Genomic DNA, 24,374 nt, shown 5'->3' with positions numbered 1-24,374 from the left:
TTCAGCTGAATTTTAAAAATACAGCATTTCTGTCAAAATACGAGATTATCTTCTAATAGTTGGTTAATTGGAGTCTTTCTAAAGTGGCAGGATCTATCCATTGGGCCATTTCAACCAGGGCATCTGTTGCGTAATTGCTCAAACCTATTGCTCTTGCCAGTTGAACTTTTTTGGTCCAGAGAATAGGGTCTCGGTTGAATTCAGTAGCTGCATTGATGATTTCATATTGAGCCAAAGGATCTGGATTGATAGCTACAGCGGACCAAATCAAGGGGCTGTAATAGGGGTTGCCTGTCAACTCATCTCCCAATTGAAGCCAATTGAGCAGGGCTTCTACAGACTCTTTATTCTTCAAATCCGGATTGGCCAAAAATTTACTCAGATCTTCCTGAATACCCTTTTTATCTTGAATATGCTTCCCTAATTCCCTCAAATCAGACGCGTCGATTCCATGACTTTTAAAGGCTATCAATCGAATTGCGAAATCAGTTTTGAGCTCTGAATCAGGAAGAGTTTTCCATTCATCGTATAAAGTTTTTGGCAGGCTTTCGTGGAATTTTTGAATTAACTCGAGGTAAAACAAGGTTGCTTCATCTGGCTGAGTTAGATATTCCGGCATTTGAAGACCATATTTTACTCGAATCAGTTCCGCATTTTCATAATATCCACCAAAGCTCAAAATACTCCAATGGTAAGACTGAAAAGCCTGAAATCCCTTTTCCTCTGCCGCCAGTAATTCTTTGGAAGCTTTTTTAAAGTCCATTTGCTGAGCTAAAATGCTGGTCGATAAATGTAGAAAATAGCCAGCATCTCCGGGATTTCTAAAAGCCAAGCCATTCAGGTTTTTGATTGCATCTGCTATCCTGCCTGCCCCCAGACTTCTGATGACAGCCGTCTCCTGAAGTTGCATGATATAATCCTGCATTTCCTCTTGCTTCCACAAGCTGTCAAGCATTGCAATGTCGGACTCAATGTTGATATGGTTTTTTTGAGAAAAGATATTTCTCCATGCAGCCTGTACCAAAAGGGGGGAATTTTCTTTTTCTATTTCATTCTTCAATTCCGCTAGAAGTTTCTCTTCAGGAAAGTTTCCCAGAGCGTTTTGTCTGGCTATTTCATTGATTTTTTCTGCCAATGAATTCAAGGCCTTGGACTCACCCTCAATTTGACCCATTTTGGCTTTCAAAGCCAATAGATTACTTTGGGAAACAGGGTGTGAGACTGAACTTGAATCCAATAATGCCAAAGCCTCTTCAGCACGGTTTACCTTGGTGAGCAATAGTGCCAAATTATTCAGCAATAATTCATTTTCAGGGAAAAATCGAAGGCCTCGTTCTAAATAAAATATAGATTCAAAAATCTTATTTTCTCTATGAAGCCTGTCTGCCAGAAGGATAATATTGTCTACCTGAGGAGCTTCAGAAAAGCTTTCTTCCAAGTGTTGTTTAGCCAAAGTAGGCTGGTTTAATTGAAAAAGAAGCTGTGCTGTAGCATTCTTGGCTTTTGGGTTATTTCTATACCTGGACCAGGAGTTTTCATAAATAATACTAGCCTCTAGTTTTTGACCTGATCCGTAATAATAATCACCCAAAATATTACTGCTCATAGCATTGGCTTGCACTCCAACTATTCCTTCTGAGTAAGCAGTGGCTACCAACATGGCAATCAAACCTCCAATTCTTAAATGATAATAAGGCAAGGAATGAGGCTTGAATAATACTTTTTCGGCAGCTTTTCCGGAATTCATTACCTCATAGAAATTGGTAAGAATATAGACCAAGAAAAATAGACTGAAACCGATTTGAGAGTAAGTGAAAATATGTTTGAGAAACTCTTCTGCGGGTTGGTTTCCGGAGATTTTGAGTTTCCAGCTCAACCATAAAACCAGTCCAAAGCCAATCAGATACAGTCCTTTCAACGCCTTTTCAGACCCCACCAAATACTGACCTGATTCAACTCTTTCTTTCAAAGTAAACCAGCCCAATATTCCTAATGGAAATAGAAGAAACAGTGGATTGAAGCTTGGTAGAAAATCCATAGGGAAGCCTGTGAAATCCATCAAAATATTTACCATTAATAGTAGGTAAACAGCTGTTATTAGAGTGATTTGAATGGATACTTTCAATGATAAATTTCTTCCTGCTTTTAGCAGTAAAATATAAATGCCTGAAATCACTCCGTGTCCATTCCATAAGAGCCAAGCAATTGATAAAAGTATAGCTGGCATAGTTAGATGTTCTGCTAGAAAAAGCTCGGGTCTGGAAATCGGACTCAAGGTTTCCAACGCATAGCCAGTGACCATCAAACAAATCAAATTGAGAAGAAACCTGAACTCAAATCGAAGAGATTTGCCAGTTATATGGAAAAAAACAGGAATTACTAAGGTGCCAACTATGGCAATGATGAGGGGGTAGTTGCTACTTGGACTCCCAATATTCAATCCGTTCAGATTAGAAAAAGTGAGAATGGCAATCCAAACTATTCCAAAAGCCAGAAAAAAGTACTTTTTCAATTCGCTGACTAATGTCAAAATCAGGGCAAGAATGAGCCCCATTAAAATACCAAAGAATAAAGACTCAGCAACAAAAATATTGGGCCCCAAATCTTTGAATTCCTGAAAAATCAGGAAATTATCTACCAAAATAGGAAATGATACGGGTCCAAATTGAGACCAATCAAAAGGGATAGAAATACTATCCAAAAAGTACCCGGCTTGGATATTTCTGTAAGGTAAGGGATTGAAAAGAAAGTAATAGTAAGCAAAAAGCCCTCCCGTAATAATCAAAAGGAGGGCCGGGATAATTGCTTTTTTAGAAAGTAAGTTGGTGGAGTTTTGCAGCATTATTCTAAAACCTTTGGAACGCGGAAATAATCAGAATCTCTTTTTGGGGCGTTTTTCAAACCTGCTTCGTGGTCTAAATGCTTACCTAACTGATCTTCCCGCATGTCATTGACTTCGGATGACATAGTGGTCAATGGCTCCACTGAATCTGTATTTAATTCATTGAGCTTTTCCACCCAGTCCAAAATCTGACTCATATCTTGCGACATTTTTTCAGCACTGCTTTCATCGAATTCTAGCCTTGCCAAATGCGCTATTTTTTTGATTGCTTCTTTGTCAATCTTCATGTGTGTCATTACCTAAATTATCCCGATTGAGTTGAGCTTGAATCACTTCAAAACACTTCTCTTTCAGGCTGTCTTCTGTATCTTCTACTGTAGGAAGTATGGCCTCATGTAAGACCATTTTTGCTCTTTTCAAGTTGAGCAAGAGCCCTTTTCCTTCAGGCAAAATTAGATGATTAAAGGATAAAGTGACAGGAATGATGGGTATTTGTTTCTCAACAGCTAGCCGAAACGCCCCATTTTTGAAAGGAACCATTTGTGGTGGTTGCGTGGAATAGATTCCTCCTTCTGGAAAAAGAACAATACTGCTTCCATTATCCAGTGCTAAACCTGCTCTCCTCATAGTTTCAGCCCGGCTTTTAAGTCTTGACCTGTCAACTGCGATGTGGAGTTTTTTAAAATAGTAGCCGAAAAGAGGAGCTTTCCTAATTGAGGCTTTTCCCACAAACTGCACGTCACCAGGAATAAATCCCATCATGGCAATGTCCAGGTAAGAGAAGTGATTGGCTAAAAAAAGGTAAGGTTTGCCTTTTTCTAGCTTGCATTTTTTCTCCATGTGAACGGGGAGAAAAATCAAGGTGAAATAAACTTTAGCCCAATAGCGGTTGATTTTTCTTCCAAATCTTTGCCATCCAGGAATCCAAATACAGATCAAAAAGAAAGGGAATATCGCCAAAAAGCTTCCAATGAATAATAAGCCGGCATAGACTGAATAAATGATCCGTAGAAGTTTAATCATGATTGACCATATGATTTGCCACCTTGATAAAATAATTCATCATCAACTCTCTGACTTCCTGTTCCACCTGAATTTTATCCAAAGCTGTGAGCATGGCATTCATCCAGTGATTCCTCATTTTACCATCTATTTTCCACTGAAAATGTCTCATTCTAAGCCGAGGATGTCCCCGCTCTTCCGAATAGGTTTGAGGTCCACCAAATACCTGCATTAGAAATAAGAAAAGTCTCCTTTCTGCTGGAGCCAGATCTTTTTCTGGATAAAGTCTTCTCAACTCTTCGTTCTGGGACACTTCCTCATAAAAATAAGCGGTCAGTTGTTTTATTTTTTCTTCTCCGACTGCTTCATATATGCTCTGAAATGGGTTCATTTCGCAAACTTAACAAAAGCCAGGAATTAGGATTCCAGTTTTTTGACTTTCAAAGATGTTCCTTCTGTGGATATTACAATCACTTTTTCACCTTGGTCTATAAAATCTCCTCTGGAATAGGCATCATAAATCTCTCCGTCAATTTCTACCCTTCCGCTGGGCCTTAGTCTGGAATGTACGATACCTGATTTTCCCTTTAAATCATCTTTGTAAAAACTGGAAGTATACCCCTCTGTTCTCTGTTGGGTACTGGCCAAAGTAATGGTTTGAAATGCCTGCCATTTATTCACCTTGGGAGTGAGCCAAAAGATCAAACTCACAGCAGCAATTGCCGAAAGGATCACGGTGAGCAAGGCAGTGAATAATTGAGAGGCAGGTACAAATTCAAAGTCGAAATTCTGATTCGGAAGCATACCCAAGACCAAACCTGCAAGGATACAAGTGATCCCTAGAACCCCAAAAATTCCAAAACCTGGTATGACAAATAGCTCGATTGCCAATAAAATCACACCTGCCACAAATACAATTACTTCCCAGTTTTCAGCTAGTCCATTTAAATAATAAGGGATGAAGTAGAGGATGGTGGCAACGATTGATGCTAGAAGTGGAAAGCCAACTCCGGGAGTTTGAAGTTCGAAATAGATTCCTCCTATAATAATTAAGATCAATATCCCACTGATTGCAGGGTTTAGGAAAAAGGAAATGATTTGTTCTGTGTGAGAAACTTCATATTCAATAATCTCAGCGTCTTGAAGCCCCTGGGCCTCAAGGATGGCGTTGATGGAGCGGTATTCTCCTTCACAAAAACCCAGCTTAATGGCTTCAGAAACGGAAAGTGTAATGACTGAACCTGCTTCAGATACACCTTCAATCTCCAATTTTTCGTCTACCATTCCTTCAGCGATTTTGGGGTCTCTTCCTTTCGCTTCGGCAGTACTTCTCATCATGGATCGCATGTAGGACTGATACTTATCAGGTGCTGCGGCTCCATCTGCCCCATTGACCACAGTGGCAGCACCAATGCTTGCTCCGGGTGCCATGTAAATACTATCGGTAGCAATCGAAATCAAGGCTCCTGCTGAGGCTGCATCCTTATTGATAAAGGTGTAAATCGAAATTTCTGATTCCAAAAGCATGGTTCGAATATCATCTGCATCATTGACCGCACCTCCGTAGGTGTCCATTTCGATGATAATCAAGTCTGCTTTTTTTTCTTTTGCATCTTCCAAAGCCAGCTTCACTCTTCTATTCATTGCAGGATCAATATCTCTGTCAATTTTAAAAGTGAATATTTTCTTTATTTCAGCTTCTTGGGCATTAGTGCTTGAGAAGCTGCTAAAGAAAATTGACATTAAAAGGCAGTAGAATAATGTTTTCATGGTTAGTTAATCAGAAACAAAAGATACGCATGAATTTCCTTTAGGACTTATTTTTTGAAAGATATCAGGCTTTTTTTCTAAAATTCCTTGACTTTCAGTTGATTTAAGACGTTTGATCCATAACCTGGGATTCTTATTCGAGAAAATTAGTCTTTTAGCATAATTATTGATGTTTATATGGATAGAATTTTAGTACAACCCATCAAAATCAGCTTTCTATATGCAAATTAATAAACGCACTTTCTACCTAGTTCCTGCACTTTTTATCTCCATTTCAACCTTCGCTATGACTGAAATGGACTCTGTAGGAATCGAAAGGGTGGGTGATAAAACCTTTATAATCCATAATGTTGAGCCTAAGGAGACTCTTTTCGGAATTTCAAGAAGATATCAAACCCCGGTAGGAGAAATTGTAGATGCAAATTCCTCTTTGAAATCGGGTTTAAAAATCGGACAGCAAATCAGAGTTCCCTATGTATCCAAAGAAACTGTTCCTTCAGGTGCAGCCTTGCATAAAGTAGTTCCAGGTGAAACGCTATTTGCGATTTCCAAAAAATATGATGTGACAGTTTCTGAGATCATGGAGTGGAATGGTTTAAAAGGAAATGATCTAAGTGTCGGCCAGGCATTGGTCATTCAAAAACCACAAGCAGCTCCTCAAAAGACGGTAGCTGAAGTGAAAGAAACTACACCTGCACCTACCACTGCTAGTGTTCCTGCAAAAAAAGAAACTACTCCAAAGCCGGAGCCAAAGCCGAGTCCTGTAAAGCAGGAAGCTCCTGCAAGAAAGGAAGAAACAAGACCAATGACTGAGCCGAAAACCCAACCAACAGGTCAGGTTTTGGTTCCTGGAGACTGGATTTCACATGAAGTTAAAACCGGACAGACCTTGTTTTCAATTGCTGGGCAGTACAATGCAAAAGTGGAAGACATTATCAACTGGAATGGTTTGGTCTCAAATAATCTAACTGTCGGACAGGTGTTGAAAGTTGGGAGAGCAGAGCTCAAACAATCAGACGTGCCGATTGTAGGTGAGCCGAAGGTGGTAAGTAGCCCTGAAGAAATGCATGTTGTTCCTGATGGAGCGAACTCAGGTGGATTTAAAAATATTAGAGAAACAGGCCAAGCTGAACTGATAGAAGGTACAGGAGGTCATAAAAAATATTTGGTTCTTCACAGAACAGCGCCTGTAGGAACTATCATGCGAGTGAAAAATGAAGAAAATGACGTGACCATTTTTGCCAGAGTGGTGGGAACACTTCCTGAAACTGGAGATAACTCCAAGTTGGTCATTAAACTTTCACAAGCTGCATTTGATCAACTCAAAGCTGTGAATGGAAGATTCCCTGTTGAGGTGATGTATTAAGAAGTTTTGATAAATTAATTGGAGCTCCGAATTATCGGAGCTTTTTTTTTAATTATCATAACTATCCGCTTTTCAGTAAGTTTGTTTGATATGAAAGCTATTTCTCCACTTCGAACTCTCCTTTTTCTAGCACTATTTTTTATTGCTTTTGAAAGCCTCAGTCAGGAAATTCCTGCATTAGAATCTTTTAATCAGACCCGATTAGATTACAATCAAAAAGGGATGTTGATTTTAGGCTCTTGGGCTGTGGGAAATATGATTTGGGGTGGGATAGGAGCAAGCCAAAGCATGGGAGAAAACAAGGCCTTTCACCAAATGAACCTGTATTGGAACTCCGTGAATCTGATTATTGCAGGGTTGGGTTATTGGCAAGCTACCAAGGAGAGTCCAGGTACCGATTTTTGGCAAACAATGGATGCTCAAAATGGAATTGAAAAAATTCTCCTTTTTAATGCTGCATTAGATTTAGCTTATATGGGAGGAGGCTTATACTTGAAAGAAAGAGGGCTGAGAAAATCAAATGAGCGATTGATTGGATTTGGGAAGTCGGTAATTTTACAAGGTGCATTTTTATTGGCCTTTGATGGCATCATGTATAGCTTCCACAGTGCGAATGCAAAAGACTTACCTGGAATAGTTCAAAACATTAGTTTAAGCCCAACAGGAGTAGCCTTGAGAATTCCCCTGAGATAAATCATATTTTTTTGAATAGATTTTAGTTATTACTCTGTAGCTCTAGTTTGTCATTCTTATTTAGTCAGGGTACCTTTGCATGCAAGTACCCCATTATGAACAAAGTACAACTCTTCTTTCACCACGTATTTAGATTTATCTGGAATTTGATATTCGTGGTATCTTATCCAATCCTTGCAAGCTTTGGCTTGCTATTTATTGGCCTTACTTGGCTCTTTTCCAAACTTTCCCAACTCTTGACCAAGTTGAGACCTGAGGGTAAAAAAATAGTCATTAAGGAAAGTGAATGGGAAGTTCTCCCTTATTCCAATGACATGCTGGAGGCTAAATTGGTTAAACAGATCATGTTTGGCCCTTCTGGTTTTAGACTAAGAAGAATGGATGGGGTTCCATCGGTTTTATCGGATTTTGTCTTTGGAAATAAAATCAGAGTTATAGAAGAGGGATTTATTTTAGAAAAATGGAATAGCACTGAATCCAAGGATCTTCCTGACTTTGACATTTGCTTGTATAATCCAGATGAAGATTCCTTGAGATCGCTTACAAATATTAAGTGCTTTGACTGGCATGTTTCTGAGAAAGTAGAAAATGAGCTTTCTTTTAAATGGTTTGACGGAACTCAAGGCGGAGAGGTGAAAGTTGCTCTTTAATGAATGATATCAAGGGATTTTTAGACGAAAAAGTCGAACTCTACAATCAGCCGGGATTTATAGCCAACGATCCGATTTCTATCCCGCATCGCTTTTCAAAAAAGCAGGATATAGAAATTTCAGGTTTTTTTGCTGCAATATTAGCCTGGGGTCAAAGAAAGACCATCATCAATAAATGCTTGGAGCTTTTTGAGAAAATGGATAATGCTCCCCATGAATTTTTGATGAATCATCAGGAAGATGACTTGAAGCCATTTCTCAGTTTCAAACATAGAACCTTTAATGATGTGGATACGCTTTATTTCATCCACTTTTTGACTTGGTTTTATAAAAAATACGATTCCTTGGAACAGGCCTTTTTGCTGGGACAAAACGGGGAAATTGATGCTATGGAATCAATTCTATCCCGATTCCATGAGTTTTTCTTTTCCCTCCCCGATGCTCCATCTAGAACCCGCAAACATATAGCAACTCCCGCAAGAAAAGCAGCATGTAAGCGCATTACCATGTATTTGCGATGGATGGTAAGAAAGGATTCGAAGGGTGTCGATTTTGGAATTTGGGAACAGATTAAGCCGGCTCAATTGATTTGTCCCTGTGATCTGCATGTAGATAGGGTCGCGAGGAAACTTGGCTTAATCACACGTAAACAAACGGATTGGCTAACAGCTCTGGAACTGACAGAGCAATTGAGAACCTTTGATCCAATGGATCCAGTCAAATATGATTTTGCTCTTTTTGGACTTGGAATCGAAGAAAAGTTCTAGGCTTAATGAAATTTTTTGATCTCTGGAGCAGCCGCTGAGGTAGAAAATTCATTTGCAAATCTTTCTGCATAGTTGTCCAACAAGTCCATGATTTTTTGCTGGTTTTTGGATCTAACTATCAGCCCCGCATGATATTCTAAGGGAACTCTAAAATATACCTCGGGATCGTCAAAACTGCTCAAATCAGGATGTTCATACTTGGATAAAGTAAGTACAATACCCGCATAGTTTTTAGCTACTTTTGGCAATTCATACTTGTAGCCTTTGGCTAAAGAGTCTTCAATTTTGGCCCACTCAGCCCATAAATTGATGTCTGTTGCTGCTTCCACCATTTCAGCCAAATGAGCCCCGCCAACTCTGGATGATGTTTCCAAAAAGTAGATTTCTCCATCTTCATGGCATTTGATAAATTCAGTATGCGTTGCTCCTGATTTCATCCCAAATGCCTTCATAATTTCCAAATTGGCCTTCTTAATTGCTTTATCATCCGAAGACCCGTATTTGATATTTGCAGAACGAAAAATTCCACCTCCTTGGGAGATTTCCATAGGAGTCGCCAAATACTTTGAAACAGTTAAAAACAGACTTTTTCCATTTAATAGTAAGCCATCCGCATGATAGACATCTCCCGGTTTGAACTGTTCGACAAGATAGTATAAGCGATTATCTCCCAACTCGTTGATATGGTGCCAAAGTTCTTCTTTCGAATTTACCTTGATGATCCCGTGTGCAGAAGCCTCAGATCTAGGTTTAAGGACCCAAGGTGCGGAAATATGATCTGCAAATAAATTGATGTCCTCATCATTGAAAAGAGGGGAGAAGGCAGGAACCCGAAGACCAGAGTCCTGAGCTTTAATTCTCATGGCCAACTTATCTCTGAAAAATCTTCCGGTGGTCTGTCCCATTCCCGGTATTCTCAAACTTTCCCTCAGGTAAGTGGCCTTTTCAACATCATAATCATCCAAGGCAATGATGGATTCAATTTTATGGTTTTTCATTAGTCCACCAACTCCCTGAAGCAACAGGTTTAAATCCCAATCTAAATCCTGTCCAGGCATAAAAAATACTTCATCTATGTATTCATAGACCCAAGGTTTGTCTTTCAATTTTTCAGAGGTAACTAGAAAAACTCGATTTCCCTGTTTCTTCAATGCTGTTAAAAATGCATTGCCTTTGAAAAAGTTGGAAATGCACAGAAAAGTTTTGCCTTGTTGATTCATATTACAATTGATTTTCTATGAATTTAAGCAATAATCCCACACCAAAGGCAGTTCCAGATTTGGTTTTTGCAAAATCAGTATCCGCAAAAGCCACCCCAGCAATATCCAAATGAGCCCAAGAAGGATGCTCATGAGTGAAGGCTTGCAAAAACTTTGCAGCTGTTATGGCTCCTGCAATTGGCTTTCCATGATAATTTCTGATATCAGCAATTTCGGAGTCCATCTCTTTGGCATATTCTTCCCAAATTGGAAGTGGCCAGGTTTTTTCCCCTATACCTTTTCCAGCGTTTTGAATAGTTTCAGAAAGCTTGGAATCATTGGAAAAAAGAGCTGCACACTCATAGCCAAAGGTTCCTACTGCGCTACCTGTTAAGGTAGCCATATCAATGACTTGATCAGGTTTGTAGGTTTCTATGAGATAGGAGAGACCATCCGCCAAAATCAGTCTACCTTCTGCGTCAGTATCCACTACCTCGATGCTTAATCCTGCATGAGATGCAATAATTTCGGAAGGTAAATAGGCATCCTTGTCTACTGCATTTTCCACAGCCGGAACAATGGTAGTGAGATTGATAGGGATTTTCAAATCTGCAATCACCTGAGTTGCCCCCAATACTGCAGCAGCTCCTCCCATATCTGATTTCATATGATGCATTCCCTGAGTTTTGATATTCAGGCCTCCAGTATCGAAGGTTACTCCTTTACCGACCAAGCCTAAATGAGTTTTTGCTTCAGGGTGCCTATATTCTAAAATAATGAATTTGGGTTCCTTAGCCGAGCCTCTTCCCACAGCCAAAAAAGCTTCCAATCCTTTATCTTTGGCATCTATTCCGCTAATTACTTCTGATTTTAAGGAATATTTTCCTGCCATTTCTACGGCCCATTCTGCCAAGTATTCTGGGGTAAGGTTATTGGGAGGTAAGTCTACAAGCCTAAATGCTTCCTTCTTTGCATTAGCGATTTTTTCAGCTCGTTGTACCAATTTCTCAGCGTTTTTATGTGCCAACTTGATATGCACCTCTAGCTCTTCGAAATTATTTTTACGTTCTTTTTTGAAAAAATCAAGATGATAGTCTCCTAGAAATAAGCCAACTAAGGCTGGTTCAAGGAAATTTTCATCAAAGCCTTCCGGGAATTCAAGCAGGATACTTTGATCGATTAGATGATCATGCTTGTGAAGCACTTTTCTGAATGAATTTTCTATGGATTTGTATTCAGGGTCCTTTCCCAAGCCAACAAGCAGCACCATTTCCTTTTCCGCTTCCAGGACATAAAAACTGTCTTTTTTCCCGGAAAAAATGGGGCTTTTCACATTTACAGAAACTCCGTTTGATGCAGAAAAGCTGATTTCTTCCTTCTCCAAAAATGGAATTACTCTTAAAAAGGTTGAGCTGGAAACTTGAGTATTAATTTGAATTTTCATAAGTCTTATTCTTCTTTATTGCTAAAAAAAAGCCATTCTATCGCTTTGGGGAATTCATCACTCCAGTAGCTTTCATTATGTTTCCCCTGCTCATTGATGGATAGCCGGATTTTCATTTTTCCTTGTAGGCTCTCTCTTTTAAGTAGCCTTTTTCGGAGTTTACTGACATGCTCAACCATGGTTTCACTCTCATCTCCTCCAGCATATAGATAAAGTCTGGTTTCTTGCGGATCAAAGAAATCTAAGAACCCTAGTTTGATTTTGGGAATTACCCAAAGAGAAGGAGAAAATACCATGAGTTTGCCAAACACCTCTGGATAAATCAAGCCTGAAAAGATACTGACCAATCCTCCCATAGAGCTTCCACCAATTCCTGTGTGCTCTCTTTCGGTTTTGGTTCTAAAGGTTTTATCTACAAATGGCTTAAGCGTATCTGTTATAAATCTGATATACTGCTTCCCCTGTCCCTTACCTAAAAGAGTTTTGCCAACATTGTATTCCTGAATTCTTTCTGATTCAGCATGTTCTACTGCGATGATGATAATTTTCCCAATTCCATAATCTGACATAACAGCCAGTTTTTTGTCGATCTGCCAGTTTCCAAATTCAGCGTTTTCGTTGAAAAGGTTTTGAGCGTCCTGGAGATAAAGAACCGGATAATGTTCATCGCTACTCTCATAATCGTGAGGTAGCAATGCCCAGATTTTTCTTTTTTTGTTCAATTGAGGAATCTCAAATTCCTCAGAGATCAAATGAATTTTTGGAAGTTGACTAGGGCGATAAGGGAGCCAGTTTTTTCTCCATTTGGCAACTTTTTCAATTCGTGAGGTTTTGGAGTCACTCCATATTCTATTGGGAGTTCTATTGCCATATCTATCTATTTCTACTTCTGACCAGTCTCCTTTGGTGAATTTGTAAATCAATTCTCCCTGAAAAATCTCCTCCTCAGGAAATTCGAACTCATACTTTCCCTCATCGATTTTTTTCATTTTAAACCGATAATCTTGCGTAGCCCAATTATTGAAATTACCTGAAATATAAACAGGTCTTTCATCATCATCGGGGGTGTGCAAAATCAGTTTACGGGTTTTGATACTGCTATCTTTTAGGTCTGTCTCTAGGGAAATCATAGGTGAGGCGAGCTGCCTTTCAATCTTTGCAAAAGTAAGCTTTGAACCATTAATAAGAAACTTAAACTTTTTCTTCTGGCCTAAAGCGGATTTCATCCGGATATGGGAAGGCATGTATAAGCTCGCCTTTCAAAATCCTTTGTTGAATCTTTTTCCAATGCTCTGGATCAAAAAGATTCTGATGATAGCTTAAAAAATGTTCCTTCAAATCACTTCTTCCAATCATCCAACGCCTAAAATCTTCCGGAAACACATCGTTTTTAGCTATATCATACCAAGGTTCAGAGGCATAGATTTGCGCATAAGTTTCGGCTTTGGGTTTTGCTCTAAAGTTCATATCCGTTAGAAACTCGATTTCGTCATAATCGTAAAATATCACCCTTTTTTGTCTAGTTAACCCAAAATTCTTTGTCATCATATCTCCCGGGAAAATATTAGCCTGAGCCAATTGTAAAATAGCTCTTCCATAATCCTCTGCCACTTGATTTCCCTCCTCTGTACTGCAGTTTTCCAGATATAAGTTCAAAGGAGTCATTCTTCTTTCAGAATATAGGTGTTTGATAATTAAATGCTTACCCTCTGACTTTAAAAGGGAATTAGTGGTGTTTTTTAGTTCCTGAAGCAGTTCAGGGCTCAGTCTATCCAAGGGAATTTTAAAGTATTCAAATTCATGAGTATCAGCCATTCTGCCTACCCTGTCATGTAAGGAAACCAACTTATATTTTTCCCGAACCTCCTGCCTGGTCATATTTTTTGGAGGCTCAAAATGATCTTTGATGAGTTTGAATACCACATTAAAGGAAGGAAGAGTAAATACTGTCATGACCATTCCCTTGATGCCGGGAGCGATTACAAATTGATCTTTAGACTGTGCCAAGTGCAATAAGAAGTCCCTGTAAAATAGTGTTTTGCCGTGTTTATTGAATCCGATCGCATTGTATAGCTCATGTGTTTTTTTATGAGGAATAACCGAACTCAGAAAGGCTACAACTTGGGAAGGGATTTCTGCACGCACCATAAAATACGATCTGGTGAAACTAAAAAGTGAGCTCATAATATTAGGATCAAAAATCAGAGTATCTACAAAAACACCTTTGGGTCCATGAAGAATTGGGATGATAAAAGGCATCCATTTATGTCCCAAATAAGTTCGGCCGATCAAGTATGCCGCCTTATTTCTATAAAAAACCGATTTTAAAATCTGCGTGGTTGTTTCAGGTCCGGGATTATATCGTGTAAGAATGACCTCTTTTACACTTTGAATCAGGAATTGGATATCAGCTTCTTTATCCATAAAAGGAGCCCCAAAATCATAATCATCCAATATTTTTCGAATAATGGGGTCCAATCCCATTGAGCTGGGATAGGAATTGAGCAACTCTGCCGTAGAAAAAATCTCACAGGAACTATGACCTTCCATGAGGTACATCAATTCTTCGTCGCTGGACATACCTGGATATGCCTTTCTAATGACTGAATTGAAAAAAGTTTCTGCAAGTTCTATATCAGGTCTTTCAGCAATCAATTCCTGATAATGCTGCCTTATCAATGTCCATATTTCCCTTTTATCGGCATCATCACCGAGCATTTTCCGGAATTCTTCCACTAATTGAAACAATAAGTCTTTATATAAGCGTAGCCTTTGTTTATGATTCAATTGGGTGGCAGCCCAGTTTCTTTCCTTGAAATAAAGAGGAGCTAGCTCCGTGTAAGTATTGAAGGAGCGAATGTAACTTTCGAATCCATGAAAAATTTTTTCTGCAAGAGGTATGGCTCTGTGTGGCATGATTGAAAATAGTATAAAAAGTTAATACCTCTGAAGCTCGTGGTATGATTCCTATTTATTTTTCTTATGAAAAGATAGTGCAACAGGAATTTATGCACACGATTGCATTGAAATTTCCTAATTGATCTCAAAATCCTACCAAAAAAATTCTGTAAAAAAATGAAAATAAATAAGCTTGATTTTGAAGTGTTTAGGGCGAAAATTACTTGAAGAATAAAATTTTGAAAATCTTTCGCAATCGATTGTTTGGAGTATATAAAAACATTTTCTACTTTTCGACAGTATTCATGAATTGAATATCTACAATAGGTTTAATAGGTTTGAGAGCAGGAAAAGGTCGGATTAGTAGTCCGGCCTTTTTTGTTTTTTGATCGTCCTGGTTTAGCTTCATGCATTCATCTTTTTCTTATGGATAAATCGATAAAAATTCTTTTCCTCATTTGCCTTATCGGGATAGCTTTTGCATGTGAATCAACTTCGGAGAAAAATGAGACTGAAGTGATGGTGGATTCTTCCGAATTGTTGGATGATTTTCCCACCAAACTTGACTTAGTTTTTGCACAGAAATCTGAATGGTACGAGCATTGGGCTCAGAAATTAGGAAGGTTCGAGGCGGATGATTTTGAATTAATGCTTTCCGATACTTTGGAGGGCTTTGAGATGCCTGAGAAAAATCCTATCCTTCCTAGTGACCCTTTATTTCCATATCAATTTCCACATCCAGGAGGAAACGGAGTAATGGATATCTATTCTTACAAAATTGAAGCTCAAGATGAATTGGATTCTCCTTTTTTGAATCCTGACTCTGAGGTGGTATGGTATAAAGCAGATGGAATGAAAGAGCGCCTTCTATTTATGGGGCCTTCCGGAGCATTTGAAGAGGGCTTATGGCTGAGCGAGGAAGAGTTTATAGTATTGGGCTTTTTTCAGGAAGTAGAGGGGTTTAGACCCTTAGTTTGGTTGATCAGACCAAATGAAAATCTCGTATATCAATTTAGAATGAAAAAAGTCACCTCTGATTATAAGATAGAATCTTACCTAAATAAGAAAATCAAGAAGGTTGAATTGATTTAAAATGGATTTTGAAGAAGTCATCCAAAGACTGAAAAACTCGCTTTCAAGGCAACTTCCGGGTAAAGAGGCGCAGATGAGGATGTCACCTCAGCCGGTGGATATGAGAAGGTTTGATACAAAATTACCTTCTAATTACAGAAAAGGTGCAGTTCTGATTTTAATCTATCCACAGGAAAAGCAGGCTTTTTTTCCATTGATCAAAAGACCTGAATACATTGGAGTACATAGTGGGCAGATAGCTTTTCCAGGAGGAAAAATGGACGAAGGAGACGAAAACGAAGTTTTTACAGCCCTTCGGGAAGCTGAGGAGGAAGTGGCAGTAAATGCCAGTAAAGTCGAAGTTTTGGGAAGAATGTCTGATTTATTTATTCCTGCCAGCAATTTTTTAGTAAGTCCTGTAATCGGTTATGTAGATCATATTCCTGAATTCGTTCCTGAGGAAAGGGAAGTTCAAAGAATCATTTCAGCAAGAGTTGCCGATATCATATCCCCTGAAATCCAGAAAAAAACCATTTTGGAAATAGGAAATCAAATCAAACTTGACACTCCTTATTTTGAAGTAGAGAAAGAAATGGTTTGGGGTGCCACTGCCATGATTTTGGGAGAGTTTATAGAACTTTTGGAAAAGGGAAAATAAGCTCATTTTTGGGCATATGGGCATTTGTTGGTATTGTTGTAACCTTTAAGTAAAACTATGGAAGAACAAGCTCCTTTGATCACCAATGATGCTGTGGTTTTTGGCTTACTAGTAGCCACTCTAGCAGTAATTTTCAGCACCTCAGCAAGCCAAAATCGTATTTTTCAAAAATTTTATAAGGTTGTTCCGGCAGTGCTACTCTGCTATTTTATTCCTGCGGTTTTTAACTCCTTGGGAATTATTTCAGGTGAAGATTCCAACCTGTACTTTGTTGCTTCCAGGTATTTATTGCCTGCTTCTTTGGTTTTATTTACAATCAGCATTGATATAAAGGGTATTCTCAAATTAGGGCCTAAGGCATTGACGATGTTTCTGGCAGGTACTTTGGGAATCATGTTAGGAGGTCCATTGGCGCTGATGACAGTTGGCTTTATTCAGCCCGAACTCTTAGGAGGCACTGGTCCGGATGCGATCTGGAGAGGTTTGGCTACCATTGCCGGATCCTGGATAGGAGGGGGAGCCAATCAAACTGCCATGTTGGAGGTATTTGGAGCAAGTTCCAGCCTTTTCGCCCAAATGATAGCAGTAGATGTTTTAGTGGCTAATCTTTGGATGGCTTTCTTGCTGTACTGGGCTGCCAAACCAGAAAAAATCGATAAATTATTCAAAGCTGATTCTACAGCAATCTATGAGTTGCGAGACAAAATAGCGGATTTTAGATCTAAGATCATGACGATTCCAAGTTTGGCCCAGACCATGACCATACTGGGAGTTGGGTTTGGAATTACCGGGGTTTCGCATTTGATAGCTGACTGGATAGCTCCGATTATTTCCAGTGATTATCCTGCATTGAAGCAATACTCCTTGGACTCAACGTTCTTTTGGATCGTGGTGATAGCCACTACTGCAGGTCTTGCACTTTCTTTTACTAAAGCAAGAAACTTGGAAGGTGCAGGTGCATCAAGATTGGGTAGCGCCTTCTTATATGTCTTGGTAGCTACCATCGGAATGCAGATGGATTTGGGAGCTGTATTGGATAATCCAATTTTGTTTCTGATCGGTATCTTATGGATGTTCTTCCATATTTTAATTATGCTTTTGGTAGCTTGGTTGATCAAAGCACCATTTTTCTACGTGGCAGTTGGTTCTCAGGCAAATGTGGGAGGAGCTGCATCTGCTCCAATTGTGGCATCGGCATTTGATGCTTCTTTGGCACCGGTTGGAGTTCTTTTGGCGGTATTAGGCTATGCTGTGGGAACTTATGGGGCCTACTTATGCGGTTTAATGATGCAGGCCATTTCTATTGGATAATGAAACATAGCAGACAGTTAGTTTTTATATGTACAGGTTCAGATTGCAAAAAAGCAGGTTCCAAGCTGATCAAGAAGGATCTGAAAATTGCAAGCAAACAAAACCCTTGGAAAGGTTGCTGCAAACTGATCCAAACCAAATGTTTGGACATGTGTAAGTCTGCTCCGGTTGCGATAGTCGAAGATCATTTTTTAAAAAAAACCAGTACAGAAAAAATATTGGATCAAATGAAAAAAGCCCTGAAAGATCAGGGCTAAGGTTAAAGTTTGGTAGTTTTGACAGCAGTACCGCTGGCAGTCACCATCAGCATTCCATCTCGAATCGTTTCGTAATCCAAGTCAATTCCTACAATGGCATTCGCTCCGAAGGTTCTAGCTTGCATTTCCATTTCTGCCATAGCAGTAGCTTTGGCTTCTCTTAGAACGCGCTCGTATGAGCCGGATCTGCCTCCTACAATATCAGTAATACTGGCAAAGAAGTCTTTGAAAACATTGGCACCTATGATGGTTTCTCCAGAAACAATGCCCAGATATTCATCGATTTTGTAGCCTTCTAGTTGGTTGGTAGTTGAGATAATCATAGAATTTTGATTAGGTGAAACATATTTTATGCACGTTTAATTTAAGGTGCAAATTTGAATAAATCATTTAAATTGAATTTAGGTGATTTATTTAACTGTGATAAGTTATAAAATGAATTTGTTTCTCTAATCTTGTTTTTTAGATCATCTTTTTTCAATATTTTCCGATTTGATATAAACCCTAAAAAGTAAGTAGTTAATTAAATGAGTCAATTCCATCAGTTTGATATTTCGGATTTCTTCAATGAAATCAACGAACCCCTGTTTCTGATGGATTCTGAAGAAATCATCTTTTGGAACAATACGGCAATTGAAAATTTCAAGAACCTTCCTGAGGATTGGAAGGCTTGGATTTCAAACGAGGAGCTAGAACAAAAACTACTTTTATTTTTCAAAGAAGGGATTCTGCCCCAAATCACTTATTTCAAGTCCTTAGAGAAGAAATGTGGTGAATTTCAGCGTTTTGAATGGGCTTTTGTAAATCTACCTTCCAGTTATAGCAGTAGATTTTTGATAGTTAAGGCCAATCCCATCAAGTTTTTGGGTAATAAAGCGGTTGAGAATTCAATTTTGGATAAGCATGAGCAGACAGTAGGGGAACTGAGTTATATCCAAAGTATTCTTCATCATAGTCATGATTTAATTGCCATTTTGGATGAGCAGGGAAATTATAAATTCATTTCCGATTCGGTGGTCCAAAAGATTGGTTTTCCGGTAGATTATATAGTTGGGAAAAATTTCCGTGACTTCATTGATGAAGGGATCATTGAGTTGGTGAAAGGGAGTTTCGAGGAGGTTCTGGACTCTACAGAGGAGGTTGCAGTTGATTTCTGGATTAATAGATCAAAGGGCAAACGAATCTATCTTGAAAGTTTTGCCAAAAACTTAATTTATCATCCTGAGATCAATGGCGTTTTATTTTCAAGTAGAGATATCACTGATTTTATTGAAACAGACAGGTCTCTTCAGAAAAGATATGAAATAGAAAACCTGATTAATCAAGTTTCCTCCCGTTTGATTAATAGAAGGCTGAGTAATCTGGAAGAAGACTTTCAGGAGTTTTTAAGAAAATTCAGTCATTTTTTGAGGGCTCATCGTGGTGTAATCAGCATATTCAATCAGGAAACTCAAGAGCTTGATATTATCAACACTTGGAGTTTATCCAGCTGGAAAAGCGAGTCCGAAATTGATTTCAAAGAGATCATTGATTCCCGTAAAAAAAGGTTGGAGGCAGGCATAGTAAAACTGATTGACTTAGAGTCGGAGGGCTTTGAATCTACTTCAAGGCTTATTTTGATTCCAATGATATCTGCCTCCAAGATTTTGGGTGTCATCTATTTTGAAATAGATCAGGAAGACTTGGAGTTTACTGAGAAGGAGTTGCAGATTTTCCGACAACTGGGAGATATACTCGCAGGAGCATATATCGGTAGTTTGATGACTCGACGAATCGAAAGAAACGAGAATCTTCTTGCTACTACGGAAAGGCTATCTAAATCCGGTTCTTGGAGATACAGTACGACAAGAAATCTATTTTATATCTCAGGTGGTTTAGCAAGAATTTTTGACTTGGGGATTCAGCCTGTAACAGCTGAATTTTCTTCCTTGATTCTTCGGATTGATAAGAGCTACAGAGAGGATTTTGTTAAAAATTTGAAAAAAAGCATTCAGGAAAAAAGTCATGCTTCCGGAGAGTTTACAATTCGTAATGAGGAAGGAAAAACTATTTACATTTCTTATGAAATTGAAACCAAGCAGGACTTTTTTACCCAAGGAATTGAGGTAAATGGATTTTGTACCGATATCACGCACAAACGGGCAAGTGAGGAGTATCTAAGGCTTCAATCTCAAATTCTAGCTCAGGTTAATGACCCCATTTTGGTGACTAATCTCGAATATCAGATCATATATCTGAATAAAGCGGCTGTGGAATTATGTGGGATGGTGAAGGAGAATGCCTATAATGAACACATAGATTCTGTCATCAAATTTAATTTTCCAGATGGAAGCAGATTTGAAAAAATCGGTAGGAAACTGGAAATAGGGGATGTAAAGAAACAAGAGTTATTTATAGAAACAGGGGTTCAGCCTAAGGCTCCTTTTGAAATTTCTATGCAGGCAATCCATGCAGATGGAAAGGAGAAAATAGGCTACTCTTTGATCCTCCGGGACCTTTCTGAGAAATACGAAAATGAACGCTTGGCTATGAGAGCCAGCATGATTGTAGAGAATAGTCCAGCTGTATTATTTCAGGTGGATCCTAATGATGACTACAGAATCTATTACATCTCGGAAAATATCAACCAATTTGGCTATCAGTCTAAGGAATTGATGGAAAATAGGGTTCCATTCTTGGATATTGTACATCCTGATGACGCCAAAATCATCAAAAAGATCAATAGCAAATCAAGGGGTAAGTCAGGAGTAGTTTCCTTTTCTGGGGAATATAGGATCAAAAAAACTGATGGAACATTTATCTGGGTTGAGGATAAAACGTCAGACGTGAGAAACGAAGTGGGCGATATTATTCTACATCAGGGTCTATTTCAGGATATTACTGAAAGAAAGAATTTTGAAGAGTTCAAAGAGGAAAAAGAAAAACAATATCGAGTCTTGGCTTCCAATATTCCCGGAACGAATATTTTCCTTTTGGATAAAAGCCGAAAATACATTTTGGCAGAAGGTACCAACTTTGAAAATTGGGGACTGAGTCCTTCTGATTTTGAAGGGAATCACCTAACAGATATCGCACTGACTGATTCTGAGGAAGTATCCAAATTATTGGATAGGGTTTATGAAAAGCGTGAGATTGTTGAGACCGAATTTTTTTTACGGGGAAGGCGATACCACAGAGTAATCAGGCCTATATTGGAATATGGCAGAGTAGAATATGCGCTAAGTATCGTTAGAGATATTACTGAAGAGCACAAAGCCAAAGAAGATTTAAGACAGTCAGAGGAAAAATATAGAACCTTGGTAGAAGAGTCAACTGAGATCATATTTTCCTTATCGGAGTCATTTATTGTGGATTATATCTCACCCAACGTCAAGCAATTTATGGGCTATGAGATGGATGAGGTTATCGGTAAAAGCGTATTTGAATTTTTGGACCCGGAAGATCTGGATGTTTTCCAGGTACTTTTGGAAGAGACCAAGGATTTCTTCTCGCAAAACCAATTTTTGGAGTTCAAATTGCGCCATAAAAATGGAGAATACCGAGTGTTCAATTCCAATGGTAAAGTTATTCTGGATAAAGATGGAAAGAGACTCTACACAGGTATTGCAAGGGACATATCCAAACTTAAAGAGGCTCAAAGAGAATTGCTCAAAGCTAAAGAAAAAGCGGAGCAGGCATCCTTAATCAAATCCCAGTTTCTTTCTGTGATGAGCCATGAAATCAGGACTCCAATGAACGCAGTCATTGGTTTGGCACATTTTCTTTTGGAAGATGATCCTAAACCTGATCAGTTGGAAAACCTTAAAACACTGCAGTTTTCTGCAGAAAGTTTGATGGCCTTGATCAATGATATTCTGGATTATAATAAGATTGATTCAGGGAAAGTAGAGTTGGAGGAAATGCCTTTTGATTTGAAGAATTTCATTCAGCGAATAGTACATTCTCATAGCTTTCAGGCTACAGAAAAATCTCTGTATGTGATTTCCGAAATTGATGAAGCACTTCCTAAAAGTATCTTAGCTGATTCTGTCCGATTGGGTCAAATTGTAAATAACCTAGTTTCCAATGCGATTAAATTCACCGAAAAAGGAGGTGTAAAAATAATTCTCAAATCCGAGGGAATCGATATAGAAGGAAAAGCCATAGTCAAATTTAGATTTGAGGATACTGGAATTGGAATTCCAGAAGAAAAGGTCTCCACTATTTTCGAAGCATTTACACAGGCCTCTTCAGAGACTACTAGAAAGTATGGAGGCACAGGCTTGGGATTGGCTATTGTAAAACGCCTGGTGGAATTATATCAAGGGGATATTACCTATTCTCCAAATCTAGGTGGTGGAAGTGTCTTTGAATTTGTGATTCACTTGAAGCCTTTTGAAGAGAGGGCGAACAATGGTTCAGCTGAGGATAAGCCTCAAATCAAATCTCTGATGGGGGCTTCTATACTAGTTGCGGAAGACAACATGGTCAACCAGATTTTGATCCAGAAATTTTTGAAAAAATGGAATACCGGAAATGTGGTTGTGGCTTCTGATGGGCAAGAGGCTCTGGAATTTTTTGAGAAGGAACATTTTGATTTAATTTTATTGGATTTGCAAATGCCAATTTATGACGGCTTTACAGTTGCCAAGAAAATAAGGTCTATGGCAGATCCGGTAAAAAGTAAAGTTCCTATGCTTGCATTGACTGCCACATCTTTGCATGAAGTAAAAGAACAGTTATTGGAAGTAGGTGTAAACGACTATGTGGCCAAACCATTTACTCCGGAAAATCTCTACGAGAAATTGTTGAAATTTCTTCGTCCCAAAGAAAGGGTCTAAGACATCTTTAGCATTAATTTTGCCTAAAGGCTGTGGGTTATTTATTTACAGCCGAAATTTTCCTTACTCATGTCCCTTTTTTTTAGAATAAGCTTTGCAATAGTTTTCTTCTTTGGTTCTGGCTATGCTTTTTCTCAGCAACTTCTATCCAAGCGAACCACAATGTATACCGTGGTAGGTACCAGTGGAGCCAAATTGAATCAATTTGACCAAATGCTGGAAGATAGAGGTTTAACAGGCTTGAGAAATAGATATAGAACCTTAGGATTAGGCTATCAAAGCAGAATAAATGATTTCGTGATTGGACTTGAGCTTTATCACAATCGTGGTGCAAACAGTGATTTGGATGGCTTTAAATTGGGATACCGGACTTCCAGAGTTTTACTCAATGTGGGATATGCTTTTACCGAGGAATCCAAATTTCAGCTAATACACTACATGTCTTTGGGTATGGGTTATTTGAATTTTCAAATGCTTCCATCCGAAAGGCCTTCCAGTTTGGAAGAGTTTCTGGCTGACCCAAAGCAGGGATTTATTATTCGTGAAAATGATATCCAAAAAGGATCAAAATACTATGGGAACTTTTTAACAGAAATAGGCTTCCATATGACCTACGACTTTGATCTTCCCGGCAGGAGAGAAGCACTTTCCATCATTGCGAAAGCAGGATACGCATTTAGCCCATTTGAAGGAAAATGGGAGCTAAATGGGATGTCTTTCGATAATGCTCAAAGTGGTGCATTTCTTAGACTAGGAGCAGGTATTTCCATTCCAGATAGAAACTTCTTTTATAAAGATGCCTCAATTGGGCTTCACCTGATTTCTGGGGTTCATTTCACAAGTCCAGATACTTTTAATGAGGTTTTGGAAGAAGCTGGCTATGATCCCTTAGATGGCAGGCCTTCCAATTTGGGGATTAAGATTAAAGGTGAATCCGAACGCATGCTTTATGGAGTAGACGTTTATAACTTAGCCATGAATGGTAGTGCAAGCGAGACACAATCTCATTCTCTCAACAGTTTGAGAGTGTATGGAAATTTGGGATATAAAGTTATTCAATACAAAAATTTTGGATTTGGAGCTTTGGCCGGATTGGGCTTTGGAAATATACGATACACCTTAGCGCAGAGAAATAAGCCGGACTTTCCAGAATTATTTGAGCGGAGAAAGTTTGACGGGTATTTGAGAAATTCTGGTTTGATGGGTAAACCCGAAGTGTTTTTAGAGTATGGAATTCCAATGACCAAAAGGAAGTTGGTTGACCTTGTGTTTACCGCATCTGCCGGATATGAACTTGCATTGGCAAATTATAGACTAGGTGAGTTGGATATGGCTTCTTACATGTCAGCCCCTTATTTGACTTTTGGAATAGGGGTAAGACCTTAAATTTTAGAGTAATCGCATTTTCACTTGCCGAATCTTAAAAAAAGAGGGCGAAAAGTTTTAAAAATCCAACGATAGCGGTGTTTTATTGCCAAATAGCTAGTACATTTGAGTTGCTTATCGAGAAAGACCGAGGGAAGGGCCCTACGACGTCTTAGCAACCTGTAATCAAGGTGCTAACTCCCGTTCCGGAAATGCCGGAAAAAGATGAGCGGAAAAGTATTTTTACTTTGCTCCGTGGTT

Annotated in this window: 20 protein-coding genes and 1 riboswitch; of the genes, 10 read left to right on the top strand and 10 right to left on the bottom strand. The window is 38.8% G+C overall.

Translation table 11 applies throughout. The features are described 5' to 3' along the window. Window positions 1-52 precede the first annotated feature (52 nt). From B2906_RS06025 to B2906_RS06005, 5 genes are read right to left on the bottom strand one after another with little or no spacing between them, the layout of a single operon-like run. Complete coding sequence (locus B2906_RS06025) at window positions 53-2,842, bottom strand: hypothetical protein (protein ID WP_286935935.1); 2,790 nt, start codon at window positions 2,840-2,842, stop codon at window positions 53-55. After that, entirely contained in the window at window positions 2,842-3,129 is a 288-nt protein-coding gene (gene gatC, locus B2906_RS06020; protein WP_286935934.1) for an Asp-tRNA(Asn)/Glu-tRNA(Gln) amidotransferase subunit GatC, read from the bottom strand. The genes B2906_RS06025 and gatC overlap by 1 nt, the downstream gene beginning before the upstream one ends. Beyond that, window positions 3,119-3,865 (bottom strand): lysophospholipid acyltransferase family protein, encoded by a 747-nt coding sequence (locus tag B2906_RS06015; RefSeq protein ID WP_339815813.1) that lies wholly within the window; start codon window positions 3,863-3,865, stop codon window positions 3,119-3,121. Before B2906_RS06015 ends, gatC begins: the two co-directional genes overlap by 11 nt. Next, the gene (locus tag B2906_RS06010) at window positions 3,858-4,235 is read right to left on the bottom strand and encodes a cyanoglobin (protein ID WP_219959081.1); all 378 of its coding nucleotides are present in this window, start codon (window positions 4,233-4,235) and stop codon (window positions 3,858-3,860) included. Before B2906_RS06010 ends, B2906_RS06015 begins: the two co-directional genes overlap by 8 nt. Before the next feature lie 26 nt (window positions 4,236-4,261). After that, the gene (locus tag B2906_RS06005; RefSeq protein WP_414631663.1) at window positions 4,262-5,614 is read right to left on the bottom strand and encodes an NfeD family protein; all 1,353 of its coding nucleotides are present in this window, start codon (window positions 5,612-5,614) and stop codon (window positions 4,262-4,264) included. A gap of 220 nt (window positions 5,615-5,834) precedes the next feature. Between B2906_RS06005 and B2906_RS06000 the strand changes: the two genes are divergently transcribed. The 4 genes from B2906_RS06000 to B2906_RS05985 all read left to right on the top strand — a co-directional run bounded on the left by B2906_RS06000 (window position 5,835) and on the right by B2906_RS05985 (window position 9,090). Further along, the gene (locus B2906_RS06000; RefSeq protein WP_219959080.1) at window positions 5,835-6,980 is read left to right on the top strand and encodes a LysM peptidoglycan-binding domain-containing protein; all 1,146 of its coding nucleotides are present in this window, start codon (window positions 5,835-5,837) and stop codon (window positions 6,978-6,980) included. Between the two features lie 90 nt (window positions 6,981-7,070). After that, complete coding sequence (locus B2906_RS05995) at window positions 7,071-7,673, top strand: DUF6992 family protein (protein ID WP_219959079.1); 603 nt, start codon at window positions 7,071-7,073, stop codon at window positions 7,671-7,673. 95 nt (window positions 7,674-7,768) lie between these two features. Then, on the top strand, window positions 7,769-8,323 hold the full coding sequence (locus B2906_RS05990; RefSeq protein ID WP_091650090.1) for a hypothetical protein: 555 nt from the start codon (window positions 7,769-7,771) through the stop codon (window positions 8,321-8,323). Next, window positions 8,323-9,090 (top strand): TIGR02757 family protein, encoded by a 768-nt coding sequence (locus tag B2906_RS05985; RefSeq protein WP_219959078.1) that lies wholly within the window; start codon window positions 8,323-8,325, stop codon window positions 9,088-9,090. The genes B2906_RS05990 and B2906_RS05985 overlap by 1 nt, the downstream gene beginning before the upstream one ends. A gap of 2 nt (window positions 9,091-9,092) precedes the next feature. Here the strand turns inward: B2906_RS05985 and B2906_RS05980 are convergent, their stop codons facing one another. From B2906_RS05980 to aceK, 4 genes are all read right to left on the bottom strand, one after another. After that, a complete protein-coding gene (locus B2906_RS05980) occupies window positions 9,093-10,310 on the bottom strand; it encodes an ATP-grasp domain-containing protein (protein WP_286935933.1) in 1,218 nt (405 codons plus the stop codon). A 1-nt stretch (window position 10,311) separates the two neighbouring features. Continuing rightward, window positions 10,312-11,733, bottom strand: a complete 1,422-nt coding sequence (locus B2906_RS05975; RefSeq protein WP_286935932.1) for a leucyl aminopeptidase family protein — start codon at window positions 11,731-11,733, stop codon at window positions 10,312-10,314. A gap of 5 nt (window positions 11,734-11,738) precedes the next feature. Further along, window positions 11,739-12,863: an alpha/beta hydrolase gene (locus B2906_RS05970; RefSeq protein WP_286935931.1), complete on the bottom strand. Its 1,125-nt coding sequence runs from the start codon at window positions 12,861-12,863 to the stop codon at window positions 11,739-11,741. A gap of 61 nt (window positions 12,864-12,924) precedes the next feature. Next, on the bottom strand, window positions 12,925-14,649 hold the full coding sequence (aceK, locus tag B2906_RS05965) for a bifunctional isocitrate dehydrogenase kinase/phosphatase (RefSeq protein ID WP_286935930.1): 1,725 nt from the start codon (window positions 14,647-14,649) through the stop codon (window positions 12,925-12,927). Window positions 14,650-15,057: 408 nt separating this feature from the next. Between aceK and B2906_RS05960 the strand changes: the two genes are divergently transcribed. The 4 genes from B2906_RS05960 to B2906_RS05945 are packed head-to-tail and all read left to right on the top strand — an operon-like array spanning window position 15,058 to window position 17,928. Continuing rightward, window positions 15,058-15,723 (top strand): bifunctional isocitrate dehydrogenase kinase/phosphatase, encoded by a 666-nt coding sequence (locus tag B2906_RS05960; protein WP_286935929.1) that lies wholly within the window; start codon window positions 15,058-15,060, stop codon window positions 15,721-15,723. Between the two features lies 1 nt (window position 15,724). After that, window positions 15,725-16,360, top strand: a complete 636-nt coding sequence (locus B2906_RS05955) for an NUDIX hydrolase (protein WP_286935928.1) — start codon at window positions 15,725-15,727, stop codon at window positions 16,358-16,360. A 57-nt stretch (window positions 16,361-16,417) separates the two neighbouring features. Beyond that, the gene (locus B2906_RS05950; protein WP_286935927.1) at window positions 16,418-17,671 is read left to right on the top strand and encodes a DUF819 domain-containing protein; all 1,254 of its coding nucleotides are present in this window, start codon (window positions 16,418-16,420) and stop codon (window positions 17,669-17,671) included. Beyond that, a complete protein-coding gene (locus tag B2906_RS05945) occupies window positions 17,671-17,928 on the top strand; it encodes a (2Fe-2S) ferredoxin domain-containing protein (protein WP_091650115.1) in 258 nt (85 codons plus the stop codon). Before B2906_RS05950 ends, B2906_RS05945 begins: the two co-directional genes overlap by 1 nt. Window positions 17,929-17,930: 2 nt before the next feature. On the opposite strand, the gene B2906_RS05940 is transcribed toward B2906_RS05945, so the two are convergent. Continuing rightward, window positions 17,931-18,251 carry a YbjQ family protein gene (locus tag B2906_RS05940; RefSeq protein WP_091650119.1) on the bottom strand — a complete coding sequence of 107 codons (321 nt, stop codon included), beginning with the start codon at window positions 18,249-18,251 and terminating at the stop codon, window positions 17,931-17,933. A 204-nt stretch (window positions 18,252-18,455) separates the two neighbouring features. Between B2906_RS05940 and B2906_RS05935 the strand changes: the two genes are divergently transcribed. Continuing rightward, complete coding sequence (locus B2906_RS05935; RefSeq protein WP_286935926.1) at window positions 18,456-22,748, top strand: PAS domain S-box protein; 4,293 nt, start codon at window positions 18,456-18,458, stop codon at window positions 22,746-22,748. A 69-nt stretch (window positions 22,749-22,817) separates the two neighbouring features. Further along, a complete protein-coding gene (locus B2906_RS05930) occupies window positions 22,818-24,134 on the top strand; it encodes a hypothetical protein (RefSeq protein ID WP_286935925.1) in 1,317 nt (438 codons plus the stop codon). A gap of 111 nt (window positions 24,135-24,245) precedes the next feature. Then, window positions 24,246-24,345, top strand: a riboswitch (SAM riboswitch). Window positions 24,346-24,374: the final 29 nt, after the last annotated feature.

Origin of the sequence: Algoriphagus sp. UBA3586 (assembly GCF_002376385.1) — a bacterium.
GTDB classification, from domain to species: Bacteria; Bacteroidota; Bacteroidia; order Cytophagales; family Cyclobacteriaceae; genus Algoriphagus; species Algoriphagus ornithinivorans.
The sequence above is the reverse complement of the archived record's forward strand: the minus strand, read 5'-3'. Positions and strand labels throughout refer to the sequence as shown.